Genomic DNA, 14,984 nt, shown 5'->3' with positions numbered 1-14,984 from the left:
GGCGGGTGACTTCGGGGCGGATTCCGGGTGGATGAGCAGGTGATCGGACGAGTCGGGAGGGTCGGCCGTTTACGTTCATGGCGTGATCGTTCCTGTGCGAGGTGTCAGGGTGCTCTGTGCGGTCGGGGCGCTCGGGGTCGCCCTGACCGCCTGTGGGGGGCTGCGGCCGTCGTCCCGAGTGGTCACCGCCACGGCCACGGGGGCGGCTCATCACGCGGTCGTGGCGTCCCGGCCGCCCACGCTCGCTCCGGGGCCGGCCGGCTTGGCGCCCGTGTTCGAGCACGGGCCGCGCAGCCGGGGCGACAGGACGGTCGCGCTCACCTTCGACGCGGACATGACCGCGGAGCAAGGGGCCCGGGCCGCCGCGGGCGAGCGGTTCGACAATCCGCGGCTCATCGCGACGCTACGGCGGCTGAAGGTACCGGCGACCGTGTTCATGACGGGGCGGTGGGCCGAGGAGTACCCGATCCAGGCCCGGTCGATCGGCCGGGACCCCCTCTTCGAAGTGGCGAACCACTCGTACGGTCACCACGCCTTCACCGCCGACTGCCACGGCCTGCCCTCCCTCGAGGCGGGCCGCGTCGCGGCGGACGTCGAGCGGGCCTACACCGCCTTCCGCGAAGCGGGGGTGATGAACCCGATGCCGTACTTCCGGTTCCCGGGCGGGTGCTACGACCGCCGCGCCCTGCGGGAACTCAGCTCGTCCGGGGTGACGGCCGTGCAGTGGGACGTGGCGGGCGGGGACGCCGAGGCCACGGATCCGGCGGCGGTCGCACGGCGCGTGCTGGACCGTGTCCGGCCCGGGTCCGTCGTCGTGATGCACTGCGTGAGGAGTGCCGCGCCCGTCACGGAGCGGGCGGTGCGGATGATCGTGCCCGCGCTGCGGGAGCGGGGTTTCCGGCTCGTGCGGGTGTCGGAGCTGGTCGCGGCGACGGCCGCCACCACGCCGTGAGTCCTCCGCACGGCGGCTGCCCAGGGCTTTCCCCTCCGCCCCTGCGCCCTCCGTCGTCCTACGCTGGACATATGAGCGACTACTGCGGCACCGAGACGACGACCGCGGGTCCGGCTTCGACTCCCGCGCCCAGGTCGGCCACCGGGACGGCGGGGCAGACCCCTGTCGCCGCCGGTCCGCCCTTCGCCGCCTGCGTCCTGTGCCAGGAACCGACCGAGTATCCCGAGTCGTACAAGGGGATCACCCTGTGCCCCGTGTGCGAGTGGCGGGAGGCCGAGCGCACGGCTTGCTCGGGCTGAGGGGCGCCCGCCCCTCCCGCTCACGGCGTGCGCCGTGTCGTCAACGCGCACGCCACCGCCGTCGCTGCCGCCGCGCACAGGGCCGCCGCGAGGACCGGCAGGGCGGGGACCGGGATCGCGCCGCGTCGGGAGCCGTCCACCAGAGCCGTGATCGCCGCTCGCGCCGGGGACCCCGCGACCACCAGGGACAGGAGCGCGGCGAGGAGCAGGGCGGGTACGGCTCGGCCCGGTGAGCGGAGCAGGGGCCAGTTCGTGAGGGCGCCGACGGCCGTGCCGAGGAGAGCGCAGGCGAGGATCGCGAGGAGACCGGCGGCGCCTGCGGGAAGCGGTTCGACGCGTGTGTCGTGAGACGTGCTGGTGGGGGCGCTGATGATCGTGACGATCACCGTGGCCGCCGTGCCGAGGAGACCGGCCGCCGCGAGCGCGACCAGGACGCAGGCCAGGTGCGCGCGCCCGGGCCCGACCGCCGCGCCCGTACAACTGCGGGCGGCAGGGGGCTCGTTGGTCACGCAGATCCGCACCAGCCAGGCGGCGACGGGCAGGAGCGCGGCCGCCGTGTAGCCGAGCGAGTCGAGCACCGGTTGTCCGCTCTGCACGCCGACGGCCAGGAACGCCGCGTACAGGATGACCGGCGGCAGCCAGCGCTGGGAGCGGAGGAGGAGCGCGGCCTGGTAACGGACAAGCGCGGTCATCAGGAACTCTCCACTTCCAGCTCGCCCCGTACGTCGTCCGCGTCCGGCGCTGTCTCCCGGCCGGCGCCCACCTCCGGTCGCCGCGTCCCCGCCGGTTCGTCCGCGTGCCCCACGCCGATCACGTGCCAGGGCGGCCGCGCCCCCAGCAACGCCCGCAACAGCGCGTCCGACCGGGGCCCGGGAACGGTGAACCGGTGTGCGCCCGACACGGTTTCCTCGACGGAGACCGTCAACTTCAGTACCTCCTGCGGCACTTGGACACCGACACGCCCGCGCGCCTCGATGAGTACGCAAGGGCCGGCAGCGACCTCCGCCCCGGCTCCCCGCCCCGTACGGAGTTCCAGGGCGCCCCCGGCCACCGCGTACGTCGCGTCCGGCACTCCCGCCAGGCGCCGCGGGTCGTGGTCGACGAACACCACGGCGGACCCGGCGGTCGTGTGCTCCACGACCACGCGCTCCAACTCGTCGCGGGCATCGGCGTCGAGGCCGGTCCACGCCTCGTCCAGAACGAGCAGCTCCGGGTCCGCGAGGAGGGCCTGGGCGACCGCGACCTTCTGGCTGCTGCCCTTGGAGAGCTGGGCCATCGGCGTACGGGCGTACTCGGCGGCACCGAAGCGCTCCAGCCACTCGTCGGCGGCGCGAGCGGCGGCCGGGCGGTCCAGGCCGTGCACGGCACCGAGGTGGGTGAGGTACTCGGCGGCCGTGAACGGCATCGCCGCCGGGAAGCGCTCCGGGACGTAGGCCGTACGCGGGCGTCCCGTGATCCGGCCCTCGGTGGGGGTGTCGATCCCGGCGAGCACGCGGAGCAGCGTCGACTTGCCGGTGCCGTTCGCGCCCTGCACCCGGATCAGTGTGCCCCGGGTGACCGTCAGATCGACGCCGCGCAGGACCCACTGGCCACGGAACCCGTAACGGCGCCCGACGCCCTCCAGGCTCAGCAGGGGGCCCGCACCCTCCGGGCTCAGCGGTGACTCACGTTCCATGCGGACCATCCTCATACATGCCTCCGAGCTCATGGGAGGAAGGGCCGGTCTGCGATCCGGCCGAAGAGAAGCGGTAGTTGACCGAGGCGGCGTCGGCGAGCAGGGGCCGTGCCGTAAGGGGACGGGTGACTGCACGAGCGGCCACGGACGCCCCGCACGTCTCGGTGCGCGAGCCTCAGCCGGCGTGCCCCGATCCGCCTGCTCCGATGCGGGCGGCCGGCGCTGCGCAGCCGCTGGCAGACTGGGGACGTGACCACCAGTGACCCGTCCTCCACCCCTGACCCGGCTTCCGTCCCGGCTCCGGCCCCCGCCTCGCCCCCGGCCCCGGCGTCCGTCCCCGCCGGGGGCCTGAGCACGGACCCGGCAGCCCCTCAGTCGTACGCCCCGGCGCAGGACAGCCCCTTCCGGCACGAGCGGACCGCTCGTGACGAGGCACCGCAGTTCGTGCTGCCGCTGGTCGTGCGGATCGAGCGGGCCGAGCCCCCGGCGCGCACGGACGCGCTGGAGACGGCGGCGCGCGCCGTGCTGGTCATGCTGAGCGACGAGCGGTCGGCCGGCGAGGGAGAGTGGGCCGAGGCGATGCGTAGCTGGCAGGACGCCCGTATCCGCAAGGTGGTGCGGCGGGCGCGCGGCGCGGAGTGGCGGCGGGCGGAGGCGCTGCCCGGGATCACGGTGACGGGCAAGGCGGCCGAGGTGCGCGTCTTCCCGCCCGTCCCGCTGGACGGCTGGCCCAAGGAGCTGGCCCGTCTGCAGGTGTCCGGCACGGACCTCGACGACCCGGAGCCGCCGGTCGACGCCGGTCCCGCCGCCCCGGTGCTGTGGCTGAACCCCGAGGTCCAGATGTCGGCGGGCAAGGCCATGGCTCAGGCGGGGCACGGCGCACAACTCGCCTGGTGGGACCTCTCCGAGGAGGACCGCACCGCCTGGCGTGACGCCGGGTTCCCCTTCGCCGTCCGCACCGCGGACCCCGCCCGATGGCACGCCCTGACCACCTCCGGCCTCCCCCTCGTCCGTGACGCGGGCTTCACGGAGATCGCACCGGGCTCCTGCACGGTGGTCGCGGACCACCCGGCCCTGCGCGGCTGACCCCCGCATACCGGACGCCCCGGACGACCAGCCGGAGCCCTTCCCCGCCCTCCGGCCGACCGGCCGGCGTTCCCCGCACCGACCGATCAGCCCCCGTCCTCGGACAGACATCCGAAGAAGCGGCCGGAGGTGCTTTTCGGTGACTGTGCGGCGTCGTTGAACAGCCTGACGATCGCGTACGTATCTCCCGGCACTGGCCAAGCAACTGCCCCAACGACCAGTTGGCATTACCCGGGAGGCTCATTTTGCGGCGTATCAATGGCTCGGTCATCGCCAGCCTGGCGCTCGTCGTCACCGTCGGAGCGCTTGCGTTCCCCGTCTGGTCCTACGCCGACCGCTCGGGCACTGCTCAGGCCAACATGGCGGCCGGCACGGTCAACACCCAGTGGGGGCCGCTGACGGCCGCCGACCGTGACCTGATCATCAGGGTGCGGCTGGCGGGGCTGTGGGAGCTGCCGGCCGCCGAGCAGGCGATGCAGCGGTCGAAGAGCCCGGCCGTCAAGGAGGCCGCGGACCATCTGATCGTGGGTCACAAGGACCTCGACCAGCGGGTGCGGGCCGTGGCGGAGCAGCTGAACGTCGAACTGCCGAACCAGCCGAACGCCCAGCAGCAGGGCTTCCTCCAGCAGATGTCCAACGCCACCGACGACCAGTACGACCGCGTCTGGGCGAATCTGCTGCGCTCGGCCCACGGCAAGATCTTCCCGGCCATCGGCACGGTGCGGAACATGACCGAGAACACGCTGGTGCGCCAGCTGGCCTCGGACACCAACCAGACCGTGCTCGACCACATCACGATGCTGGAGAAGACCGGCCAGGTCGACTTCGACGCCATCGCCAACGGCACGATCTGACGCCCGCGGTACGTACGTGGCCGTCGGCCCGCCGCCCGAGCGGCGGGGTCCGGACGGCCCGCACCCCCATTCCACGCCCAGCAACACTTCAGTCCCCAACGACCAGTTGGTTTCCTCCGGGAGGCACCTTTGCGACGCTCCAAGGGCTCTGTCCTCGTCGCCGTGGCGATCGTCGGCACAGTCAGTGCGGTCGCCTACCCCGTGTTCTACTCGTACCCCAACCGCAACGCGGCCGCCGCCGCGGCCGTGCCCACCGGTGACACGGTGACCACGCAGTGGGGTCCGCTCACCCCCACCGACCGCGACCTCATCATCCGGGTGCGGCTCGCCGGCCTGTGGGAGCTGCCGGCCGGCCAGCAGGCCCTGGAGCGCAGCGGCAGCAAGTCCGTCAGGGAGGCCGCGGACCACCTGATCAAGGGTCACACCGACCTGGACAAGCGGTCCCGGATCATCGCGGCGAAGCTGGGCGTCGAGCTGCCGAACCAGCCCAACGCCCAGCAGCAGGGCTGGCTGGACGAGATGACCGCCGCCAAGACCGAGGCCGAGTACAACAAGACCTGGGCGAACCTGCTGCGGGCCGCGCACGGCAAGATCTTCCCGGCCATCGCCGCCGTGCGGAACCAGACCCGCAACACCCTGGTCCGCCAGCTGGCCTCCGACGCCAACCAGACCGTGCTAGACCACATCACGATCCTGGAGGCGACCGGGGAGATCGACTTCGCCCAGATCGCCGACAACTCGGTCAGCGGCACGGCGAGCCCGACCGGCCCGCCGCCGCCGGTGCCGGGGCAGATCGTGCAGCCCGCGCCCGCCGCGGAGCCGTCGACCAACCCCGATGTGCGGTCGAAGCCGTCGCCGACCACGCCCGGCCTCGTCCCCACCGGCCGCCCCGACCCGGAGGAGCTGAACAAGGACCAGGGCGAACCGCAGGTCCAGTAGCCGCCGAAAGCTCAAATGTTGCTCTGAAGGTCCCCTTCTCGGGGTTCGGCTCCGGGCGGCGGGGCCATGACTCCGTCACGCCGGAACACAGGTCCGCCGTAAGGAGACGCACACAGGGTCTGGGTGCAGCCGTGACCGAGGAGGGGACGATGGAGCGGATCAGGCAGCTGGGTACGGGGATCGGATGGCGTCCGGAGATCGCGGACGCCGTCGAGCGCATGGCCGGGTCGGCCGGCGGCGTCGACTGGGTCGAGGTCGTCGCCGAGAACGTCTGCCCCGGCCACATCCCCGAGTCGCTGCTGCGGCTGCGCGAGCGGGGCGTCACGGTCGTGCCGCACGGCGTCTCGCTCGGCCTCGGCGGCGCCGACCGCCCCGACGAGCAGCGGCTGCGCAACCTCGCGGAGCGCGCGGAGGCCCTCGGGGCGCCTCTCGTCACCGAGCACATCGCGTTCGTGCGCGCGGGGGGCACCCTCACCGCGTCGCCGCAGCTGGAGGCCGGGCATCTGCTGCCGGTGCCGCGCACCCGCGACGCGCTGGACGTGCTGTGCGAAAACGTGCGCGTCGCCCAGGACGCGCTGCCCGTGCCGCTGGCCCTGGAGAACATCGCGGCCCTGATCAACTGGCCGGGCGAGGAGATGACGGAGGGGCAGTTCCTGTACGACCTCGTCGACCGCACCGGGGTCCGGCTCCTCATCGACGTGGCGAACCTCCACACCAACCACGTCAACCGGGGCGAGGACCCGGCGAAGGCGCTGGACGAACTGCCGGTCGAGGCCATCGCGTACGTCCATGTGGCGGGTGGTTTCGAGCGGGACGGCGTCTGGCACGACAGCCACGCCCACCCCGTCCCCCGGCAGGTCCTCGACGTCCTCGCCGACCTCGCCTCCCGCGTCACCCCGCCCGGCGTCCTCCTGGAGCGCGACGAGAACTTCCCCGAGCCGGCCGAGCTGGAGCGGGAGCTGGGTGCGATCCGGGGCGTGCTGAGGACCGCCAGGGCGCAGGGCGAAACCGCTGCGCCGCGCGGGTCGACCACGCCGGCCGCGACGACGGCTCCGGCCACGACGATCGAACCGGCCACGACGATCGAACCGGCCGCGTCCGCCGAAGAGGCGCCGGGTGCCGATGGCGAGCCCGAGGCCCGGCAGCGGCTCGGGCTCGCCCAGGCCGCGCTGTTGTCGGCACTGGTCGCGGGGACACCGGTGCCCGAGGGGTTCGACCGGGTCCGGCTGAGCGTGCAGGCCCGGGCGCTCGCGGCCAAGCGGGCGGACGTCGTGGGCAAGGTGGCACCGGAGCTGCCGGAGATCCTGGGCACGTCGTACCGGCCGGCGTTCCTGGCCTACGCGCAGGGCCACCCGATGACCGACGGCTACCGGCGCGACGCGCTGTCCTTCGCCGAGCATGTGCTGCTCGGCGACCGTGTCGAGGACGCGGGCACCCGGCGTGCGCTGCGTGAGTGGTGGCTGGAGCGCTCCGGCCCGGCGCCTCTCTCCCGGCGTCCGACCGCGCGGCTGGCCCGCGCGACCCGCAGGGTGCTGCTGCGCCGCTGAGCGCCGGGCGCGCCCCGTCCCGCCCGCCCGTGGGCGCGGCGGCTTCCCGCGCGCCCGAGATGTGCTGCGATTAACAAACCCGTGCCCACACACGGGTTTCACGCCCTGTTCACTCCGCTTTCACCTGACCTGTCCACCGCTCCGGACACCCCATCCGGAGCGATTTGTACCATCCGCAACCCTTCCTCCTCGTACGGAAGTTGGCGTAGACCGGGCAGTAACATGCCGGATCGAAGGCCAACCCGCACCCGAAGCGCACTAGCGTGCGGTGCCGCAAGCAGGAGGCACCATGCGATCCGACAAACGCAGCAGAGGACTGCTCAATGGGACAGGACTCATCGTCGCCGGACTCACGGCGACGCTCCTGGCACTGATCTTCCCGATCTGGTCGTACACGGACCGCTCGGGCACCGGCGTCGACACACTGAACGCGTCCACGGTGACGACGCAGTACGGTGCGCTGTCCGCGCTGGACCGGGAGTTCATCACGAAGGTCAGACTGGCGGGCCTGTGGGAACTCCCCGCCGGACAGCAGGCCCAGGCGAAGGGCACCACCAAGGCCGTCCGGACGGCCGGCGAGCACCTCGTCGAGGGGCACACCTTCCTCGACGCCCGGGTCCGCAATGTCGCCGCCCGGCTCGGGCTGGCCCTGCCCAACCAGCCGAACGACCAGCAGAAGGCCTGGCTCGGCACGCTCGACGCGGCACAGGGCGACCAGTACGACCGGGAGTTCGCGAACATCCTGCGGACGGCCCACGGCAAGGTGTTCTCCGTCGTCGCCCAGGTCCGCGCCACCACCCGCAACTCGCTGGTCCGCGATCTCGCCGACGACGCCAACACCACCGTCCTCGACCACATCAAGGTCCTGGAGGCCACCGGGCTCGTCGACTACGACGCGATCGCGCGGGACGCGGCCTCCGCGAGCGCCCCGCCCCTCACCAACTCCCCCGCCCCGCCTGGCCCCCTGGACGACCCCGGCTCACCCATCCCGGTGACCCCTTCCCCGACGACGTCACCCTCGCAGCGCTACTCCCTCCCACCGGCGGCGACGGGGCCGCGCGCGGACGGCGACGGCTGAGGACTGAGCCGCCGCGATACGGCGACACCGGCGGCCGGTGCTTTACATTCACCCCTCCCGAACGAAACATCCCTTTTATTGCTATTTGCACAGCGGAGGGATACGCGATGCGGGCTGCCGTGCTCTACGGGACGGTCGGGGCGGTGTTGCTGAGCGGTGTCGCCGCCGCGCCGGCGGGGGGCGAGACGACCGGGGTCCTGGGGGTGAGCGTCGCGGCCAGGCGGGCGGCGGAGGAGGGCATCCGGTTCGGAAGGTGTCCGGCGAAGGAGGGGCTGCCGGACGGGATGCGGTGCGGGACGGTCAAGGTGCCGCTCGACTATGCCCGGCCCTACGGCAAGCAGATCTCCCTCACGGTCAGCCGGGTCGCGGCCAAGGGCAAGGTCCGCCGCCAGGGGGCGCTCGTGTTCAACCCCGGCGGGCCCGGCGGCTCCGGCATGTACTTCCCGCTCATGGGATTCCTGCCGCAGTGGAAGCGGATCGCGGCCGCGTACGACCTCGTCGGGTACGCCCCGCGCGGCGTCGGGCGGTCGGCGCCGCTGTCCTGCCAGGACCCGAAGCGACTGCACCAGGGCCCCTCCCCCGAGCCGACGCCTCCCGCGGCGGCGTACAAGGAGCAGCGGATCGCGCGGGCGAAGGCATACGCGCGCCAGTGCGCGCAGCGGGCCGGGTACGCGCTGCGGCACTACCACTCGCTCAACAACGCCCGCGACCTCGACGTGCTGCGCGCTGCGCTGGGCGAGCCCCGGCTGACCTTCATGGGGGTGTCGTACGGCAGCTACTTCGGGGCGCTGTACGCGACGCTGTTCCCCTCACGGGTACGCCGCATGGTCTTCGACTCGGCGCTGAACCCGGCCCCCGAGCGGATCTGGTACCGCGACACCCTCGACCAGTCGGCGGCGTTCGAGGCGCGCTGGGCGGACCTGAGGAGGTGGATCGCCAAGCACCACAAGGTGTACCGGCTGGGGAACACCCCGGAGAAGGTGCTGCACAGCTACGAGCGGGCGGCGGCGCGTCTGGCCGCCCGGCCGGCCGGCGGCAAGGTGGGACCGGGGCAGTTGCAGAGCACGTTCCTGCAGGCCGCCCACTACGACGACTACTGGCCGCAACGCGCGCTCGCCCTCTCCGCCTATCTGCGGGGGGACGCGAAGCCACTGATCCAGCTGGCCGGGCCGTACCCGGAGGCGGCCGTCGAGGAGGAGAACGCGAAGGCGGTGCACACGGCCGTCACGTGCAACGACGCGTCCTGGCCGACGGACTTCCGCGTCTGGGACCGCGACAACACCAGGCTCGCCCGGACGGCGCCCTTCCAGACCTGGGGCAACGTGTGGACGAACCTGCCGTGCGCGTACTGGCCGGGGCCTCGGCAGCGTCCCCTGGACGTGCGCACGGGGCCCGGTGAGCTGCCTCCGACGCTGATTCTCGCGGCCGAGCTGGACGCGGCCGCCCCGTACGAGGGGGCGATCGCATTGCATCGGCGGCTCTGGGGATCGGCCCTGGTGACCGAGCGGGACGCCGGGAGCCATGGCGTCACGGGCGGGCCCAACACGTGCGTCCACGCGCACCTGGAGGCGTACCTGCTGAGGGGCCGGGTGCCCGTGGGACGGGCGGCCTGTGCGGGGCGGGCGGACCCGAAGCCCGGCTCCGCGCGATCCGCGACCGCCCTGTCGGCCGGCCGGCCGGCCGAGGCGGGTCCGGCCGTGCGGTTCCCCGCGCCCCTCGCGGGGCGCGGGGAGCCCGGCTAGGGGCTGTTGTGAAAGTCCTGTGCGGTGCCCGCGGTGTCCGGTGCGCCGAGGGTGCGTGCCAGGCGCCGCGGGTGCTGTGCGGGACTTTCACAACAGCCCCTGGGGGCTTTCCCGAAATCCCAGGCGGGCGCCGCGGACTACGGGACCGCCCTTAGGGGTCCTCAGGCCAGGCCCTCGACCAGTTCCGCGACCGACTTCCGGCGGCCGGTGTAGAACGGGATCTCCTCCCGGACGTGCATCCGGGCCTCGGAGGCCCGCAGGTGGCGCATGAGGTCGACGATGCGGTACAGCTCGTTGGCCTCGAACGCCAGGATCCACTCGTAGTCGCCCAGCGAGAACGAGGCGACCGTGTTGGCGCGGACGTCGGGGAAGCCGCGGGCCATCTTGCCGTGGTCGGCGAGCATCCGGCGACGGTCCTCGTCGGGCAGCAGGTACCAGTCGTAGGAGCGCACGAAGGGGTAGACGCTGATGTAGTCGCGGGGCGTCTCGTCGGCGAGGAACGCCGGGATGTGCGAGCGGTTGAACTCGGCGGGGCGGTGCAGCGCCATGTTCGACCACACCGGTGTGAGCGCGCGGCCCAGCCGGGTGCGGCGGAAGAGGTTGTACGCCTCCTGGAGCTGGTCGCTGGTCTCGGCGTGCCACCAGATCATGAGGTCGGCGTCGGCGCGCAGGCCCGACACGTCGTACGTGCCCCGCACGGTCACGTCCTTCGCGGCGAGCTGGTCGAACAGCTCCTGGACCTCGTCGGCGTAACCGGTGCGGTCCTCCGGGAGCACGTCCTTCAGCTTGAAGACGGACCACAGCGTGTAGCGGATGACCTCGTTGAGGTCCTTGGCCAGCTTGCCCTTGTTCGGGACACGGCCGGGCTCGGTGGTGGGGGCGTCGTCGCTCATGGAACTCATTCTCCCGCTCCGCCGTGCAGGCTCTGCACCGGGTTGGCCGTGAGGTGCTGCACAGCGCGCAGGTCACCGTGGATCTGGTCGACGGCGGCGACCGCGCTCGCGATGCAGGCGGGGATGCCGACGCCGTCGTACGCCGCCCCGCAGACGGCGAGGCCGGGCAGCTTGCCGAGGTGCTCACGGACGCGGGCCACACGCGCGTGGTGGCCGACCGGGTACTGGGGCAGGCCGTCGTCCCAGCGGGTGACGCGGGTCTCGACGGGGGTGGCGGTCAGGCCGGTGGCCTCACGCAGGTCGTGGCGGGAGACGTCGACGAGATGGGTGTCGTCGTGCTCCAGGATCTCCGTCTCGCCGTAGCGGCCGACGGAGGTGCGCAGGACGAGCAGGCCGGGGTTCTGGTCGGCGATCCAGCCCCACTTCTGGGAGGCGAAGGTGGACGCCTTGATGGTGCGCCCGTCGACCGGCGGCACCAGGAAACCGCTGCCCTCGGGGAGGCTGACGTCGGCGCGGCGGTAGGCGAGCGTGACGAGGGCCATGGACGCGTACTCGACCCCGGCGAGTTCGGCGGCGGCCCCGGGGGCCTCGGCGCGCAGCAGGTCGGCGGCGACCGGGGCGGGGACGGCGACGACGACGGCGTCGGCATGCAGCACCCGGTCCCCGGCGGTGACGCGCCAGCCTCCGGTGGCCTCGCGGCGCAGCTCGGTGACGGGGGTGCGGGTGAGGACCTCGGCGCCGCGTGCCCGCACCGACTCGGCCACCGCGAGCGGCAGTCGGCCCACTCCGCCCTCGATGCCCATGAAGACGGGGCCGGTCTGCTGGGCGGCGGCCGCGCGGGCCTGGATCTCCCGGACGCCCTCGGTGAGGGAGGTGTGCGTGCGGGCGACCTGGAAGAGCTGAGGGACGGCCGAGCGCATCGAGATGCGGTACGCGTCGCCCGCGTAGACGCCGCCGAGCAGCGGCTCCACGAGGCGGTCCACGACCTCCCTGCCGAGGCGGGCCGCCACGTACTCCCCCACCGCCACGTCGTCGCCGACCTCCGTGCGGGGCAGGTCGGCGTCGCGCTCGATGCGGGCGAGGCCCTCGTCGGACAGCACTCCCAGGAGGGCGGACGCGGTGCCGGGGACGCCCATGACATGTCCCTTCGGCATGGGCCGCAGAGCACCCCGGGTCCACAGCGAGGCCGTGGCGGTGGCGGGCGGCTGGAGCCGGTCGGCGAGTCCGACCTGCCGCGCGAGGTCGACCGCCTCGGGGCGGCGCGCCAGCAGGGACTCGGCGCCGAGGTCGACCCGCGCGCCCGCGATCTCGCCGGGCAGCAGTTTGCCGCCGACCCGGTCCGAGGCCTCCAGGACGGTGACACCGGCACCCCGGTCCAGCAGGGTGTGCGCGGCGGCCAGCCCCGCGATACCGGCCCCGATGACGACGACATGTCCGGTGTCCGGACGTGATCCGCTCATGCGTCCACCCTCTCAGATGGCGTTGAGGGTGCAGCTAGGGCCGTGTGGCCCCACCGAGTCCTGACCGTGACCGCATCGGGACCGGATCCCGCCAACGTTCCGGCCCGCTCCGGCGTCGAAGGAGCGGCACCGAACAAGCCGGACACGACTCTCGGGGGTAAGCCGCAATGGCCCACACACATGGACGACGGTCCCGACGGCCCGCAGGGGCCCTCGCCGCCCTGTTCCTCGCCGCCGCCCTGGCGCTCACCGGCTGTGGTGCCGGCGACGACGCCTCGGGCGGCGAGGCGGCCTCCGACAGCAAGGCAGACGTGTCGGTCGACCAGGAAGGGGCGCTGAACGGCGACAGGGTCGGCGGCTCGAAGAGGAACCAGTCGGCCGACACGCCGCCGAAGCTCGGGCCCAGCCACATCATCCGCACCGCCACCCTCACCGTGCGGGTGAAGGACGTACCGAAGGCACTGGAGGAGGCCCGGACGGCCACCGAGAACGCGGGCGGGTTCGTGGGCGACGAGTCCACGACCCGCGACGGCGAGGGCCGCGAGCGCACCCGGGTCGTGCTGCGGGTGCCCACCGAGAAGCACGAGGAGGTCCTCACCACGCTGGAGGGCACCGGCAAGCTGGTCGAGCGCAAGGCCAAGGCGGAGGACGTCACCGACCAGGTCGTGGATGTGGAGAGCCGCATCATGACGCAGCGGGCGAGTGTGGCCCGTATCCGCGAGTTGATGGACCGGGCGACCAAGATCAGCGATGTGGTCGCGCTGGAGGGCGAGTTGAGCACCCGTCAGGCGGACCTGGAGTCGCTGCTCGCCCGGCAGAAGTCCCTGAAGGACCGCACCAGCCTCGCCACCATCACGCTGTCGCTGTCTGAGACCGCGGTGAAGAAGGCCGACAAGGACGACGAGGCGGGATTCGTGGATGCGCTGGCGGGCGGCTGGAACGCGTTCGTCGCGGTGTTCCGCTGGCTGGGCATGGCCCTCGCCGCGGTCCTGCCGTTCGCGGCGGCCACGGCCCTCGTCCTGCTGCTGTGGTTCCGCTTCTTCGGCCGTTCGCGGCGCCCCGCCCCGGCCGCCGAGCCGGAAGGCGGCGAGGAGAGCTGAAATGCGGGGCGGTCGTAGCGTGTTCCCATGAACATGAGCCGTACGGAACGTTCGAGGGAACGCCTGGTGGTCGTCGGGGGCGACGCGGCGGGCATGTCCGCCGCGTCGCAGGCGCGCAGGTTGCGAGGGCCCGGCGAGTTGGAGATCGTGGCGTTCGAGCGGGGCCACTTCACCTCGTACTCGGCGTGCGGCATCCCGTACTGGGTCGGCGGCGACGTCCCCGAACGGGACCGGCTCATCGCCCGGTCGCCCGAGGAGCACCGGGCCCGGGACATCGAGCTCCGGATGCGCACGGAGGTCGTGGAGATCGATGTCGAGGACAGGCGCGTGCGCGCGCGTGGGCTCGACACCGGCGAGGAGTACTGGACGTCGTACGACAAGCTCGTGATCGCGACCGGCGCCCGCCCGATCCGCCCCGGCCTGCCCGGCGTCGACGCCCCCGGGGTGCACGGTGTGCAGAACCTGGACGACGGCCAGGCCCTCCTCGACACGCTGGCCGCCGTCGAGGGCCGCCGCGCGGTGGTCGTGGGGGCCGGCTACATCGGCGTGGAGATGGCCGAGGCCCTCATCAACCGGGGGTACGAGGTCACGGTCGTCAACCGCGGCAAGCAGCCGATGACGACGCTGGATCCGGACATGGGCCGCCTGGTGCACCGGGCCATGGAGGGCATGGGCATCACCATGGTCGACGACGCCGAGGTAACCAAGTTCCTCACCGGCGACGACGGCAGGGTCCGCGCGGTCGCCACGGACGACGCCGAGTACCCGGCGGACGTGGTGGTCCTCGGTATCGGGGTGCGCCCCGAGACGGAGCTGGCGAGGGCGGCAGGTCTTCCCCTGGGTGACCGTGGCGGCCTGCTGACCGACCTGTCGATGCGGGTCCGCGGCCACGAGGACATCTGGGCGGGCGGCGACTGCGTGGAGGTACTCGACCTGGTCTCCGGCCGTGAGCGCCACATCCCGCTGGGCACCCACGCCAACAAGCACGGGCAGGTCATCGGCGCGAACGTCGGCGGCGGCTACGCCACCTTCCCCGGCGTCGTCGGCACCGCCGTCAGCAAGGTCTGCGACCTGGAGATCGCCCGCACCGGCCTGCGCGAGAAGGACGCCCACCGCGCGGGCCTCCAGTACGTCGCCGTCACCATCGAGTCCACCAGCCGCGCCGGCTACTACCCGGGTGCCGCCCCCATGACGGTCAAGATGCTCGCCGAACGCCGCACGGGCCGCCTCCTCGGCGTCCAGATCGTCGGCCGGGAGGGCGCGGGCAAGCGCGTCGACATCGCCGCCGTGGCCCTGACGGCAGGCATGACGGTCGAGCAGATGACAGCCCTGGACCTGGGCTACGCCCCGCCTTTCTCC

General features: G+C 73.0%; 14 protein-coding genes. 10 read left to right on the top strand and 4 right to left on the bottom strand.

Features of this window, described 5'->3' with window-relative positions; all coding sequences use genetic code 11:
* Window positions 1-82 precede the first annotated feature (82 nt).
* Window positions 83-952, top strand: a complete 870-nt coding sequence (locus tag ACZ43N_RS01260; RefSeq protein WP_468094259.1) for a polysaccharide deacetylase family protein — start codon at window positions 83-85, stop codon at window positions 950-952.
* 71 nt (window positions 953-1,023) lie between these two features.
* Window positions 1,024-1,251 carry a hypothetical protein gene (locus ACZ43N_RS01255; protein WP_468094258.1) on the top strand — a complete coding sequence of 76 codons (228 nt, stop codon included), beginning with the start codon at window positions 1,024-1,026 and terminating at the stop codon, window positions 1,249-1,251.
* Window positions 1,252-1,271: 20 nt separating this feature from the next.
* Here the strand turns inward: ACZ43N_RS01255 and ACZ43N_RS01250 are convergent, their stop codons facing one another.
* The gene (locus tag ACZ43N_RS01250; RefSeq protein WP_468094257.1) at window positions 1,272-1,943 is read right to left on the bottom strand and encodes an ABC transporter; all 672 of its coding nucleotides are present in this window, start codon (window positions 1,941-1,943) and stop codon (window positions 1,272-1,274) included.
* The gene (locus ACZ43N_RS01245; RefSeq protein ID WP_468094256.1) at window positions 1,943-2,926 is read right to left on the bottom strand and encodes an ABC transporter ATP-binding protein; all 984 of its coding nucleotides are present in this window, start codon (window positions 2,924-2,926) and stop codon (window positions 1,943-1,945) included. The genes ACZ43N_RS01250 and ACZ43N_RS01245 overlap by 1 nt, the downstream gene beginning before the upstream one ends.
* 348 nt (window positions 2,927-3,274) lie before the next feature.
* On the opposite strand from ACZ43N_RS01245, the gene ACZ43N_RS01240 reads away from it, so the two are divergent.
* From ACZ43N_RS01240 to ACZ43N_RS01215, 6 genes are all read left to right on the top strand, one after another.
* A complete protein-coding gene (locus tag ACZ43N_RS01240) occupies window positions 3,275-4,012 on the top strand; it encodes a peptidyl-tRNA hydrolase (RefSeq protein ID WP_468094670.1) in 738 nt (245 codons plus the stop codon).
* A gap of 245 nt (window positions 4,013-4,257) precedes the next feature.
* Window positions 4,258-4,866: a DUF4142 domain-containing protein gene (locus ACZ43N_RS01235; protein WP_468073269.1), complete on the top strand. Its 609-nt coding sequence runs from the start codon at window positions 4,258-4,260 to the stop codon at window positions 4,864-4,866.
* A gap of 129 nt (window positions 4,867-4,995) precedes the next feature.
* Window positions 4,996-5,805, top strand: a complete 810-nt coding sequence (locus ACZ43N_RS01230; RefSeq protein ID WP_468094255.1) for a DUF4142 domain-containing protein — start codon at window positions 4,996-4,998, stop codon at window positions 5,803-5,805.
* Window positions 5,806-5,954: 149 nt separating this feature from the next.
* Window positions 5,955-7,352: an MbnB/TglH/ChrH family RiPP precursor modification enzyme gene (locus ACZ43N_RS01225; protein WP_468094254.1), complete on the top strand. Its 1,398-nt coding sequence runs from the start codon at window positions 5,955-5,957 to the stop codon at window positions 7,350-7,352.
* Window positions 7,353-7,641: 289 nt separating this feature from the next.
* Entirely contained in the window at window positions 7,642-8,430 is a 789-nt protein-coding gene (locus ACZ43N_RS01220; protein WP_468094253.1) for a DUF4142 domain-containing protein, read from the top strand.
* 107 nt (window positions 8,431-8,537) lie between these two features.
* Window positions 8,538-10,172 (top strand): alpha/beta hydrolase, encoded by a 1,635-nt coding sequence (locus ACZ43N_RS01215; RefSeq protein WP_468094252.1) that lies wholly within the window; start codon window positions 8,538-8,540, stop codon window positions 10,170-10,172.
* 161 nt (window positions 10,173-10,333) lie between these two features.
* Here the strand turns inward: ACZ43N_RS01215 and hemQ are convergent, their stop codons facing one another.
* Together hemQ and hemG are read right to left on the bottom strand one after the other, a co-directional pair.
* Window positions 10,334-11,065 (bottom strand): hydrogen peroxide-dependent heme synthase, encoded by a 732-nt coding sequence (gene hemQ / locus ACZ43N_RS01210; RefSeq protein ID WP_468094251.1) that lies wholly within the window; start codon window positions 11,063-11,065, stop codon window positions 10,334-10,336.
* 5 nt (window positions 11,066-11,070) lie between these two features.
* Entirely contained in the window at window positions 11,071-12,525 is a 1,455-nt protein-coding gene (gene hemG / locus ACZ43N_RS01205) for a protoporphyrinogen oxidase (protein ID WP_468094250.1), read from the bottom strand.
* A 167-nt stretch (window positions 12,526-12,692) separates the two neighbouring features.
* On the opposite strand from hemG, the gene ACZ43N_RS01200 reads away from it, so the two are divergent.
* On the top strand, window positions 12,693-13,625 hold the full coding sequence (locus tag ACZ43N_RS01200) for a DUF4349 domain-containing protein (protein ID WP_468094249.1): 933 nt from the start codon (window positions 12,693-12,695) through the stop codon (window positions 13,623-13,625).
* A 27-nt stretch (window positions 13,626-13,652) separates the two neighbouring features.
* On the top strand, window positions 13,653-14,984 hold a 1,332-nt coding region (locus ACZ43N_RS01195), incomplete at its 3' end, for an FAD-dependent oxidoreductase (protein ID WP_468094248.1).

It is taken from the genome of Streptomyces sp. NPDC030814, from assembly GCF_055572155.1.
Note: the sequence above shows the minus strand (reverse complement) of the source record. Positions and strands in the feature narration are given on the sequence as shown.

Coding starts and splice junctions, on each gene's coding strand:
- ACZ43N_RS01255 (WP_468094258.1), top strand. CDS start 1,024: ATGAGCGACTACTGCGGCACCGAGACGACGACCGCGGGTCCGGCTTCG.
- ACZ43N_RS01250 (WP_468094257.1), bottom strand. CDS start 1,943: ATGACCGCGCTTGTCCGTTACCAGGCCGCGCTCCTCCTCCGCTCCCAG.
- ACZ43N_RS01245 (WP_468094256.1), bottom strand. CDS start 2,926: ATGGAACGTGAGTCACCGCTGAGCCCGGAGGGTGCGGGCCCCCTGCTG.
- ACZ43N_RS01225 (WP_468094254.1), top strand. CDS start 5,955: ATGGAGCGGATCAGGCAGCTGGGTACGGGGATCGGATGGCGTCCGGAG.
- ACZ43N_RS01220 (WP_468094253.1), top strand. CDS start 7,642: ATGCGATCCGACAAACGCAGCAGAGGACTGCTCAATGGGACAGGACTC.
- ACZ43N_RS01215 (WP_468094252.1), top strand. CDS start 8,538: ATGCGGGCTGCCGTGCTCTACGGGACGGTCGGGGCGGTGTTGCTGAGC.
- hemQ (WP_468094251.1), bottom strand. CDS start 11,065: ATGAGCGACGACGCCCCCACCACCGAGCCCGGCCGTGTCCCGAACAAG.
- hemG (WP_468094250.1), bottom strand. CDS start 12,525: ATGAGCGGATCACGTCCGGACACCGGACATGTCGTCGTCATCGGGGCC.
- ACZ43N_RS01200 (WP_468094249.1), top strand. CDS start 12,693: ATGGCCCACACACATGGACGACGGTCCCGACGGCCCGCAGGGGCCCTC.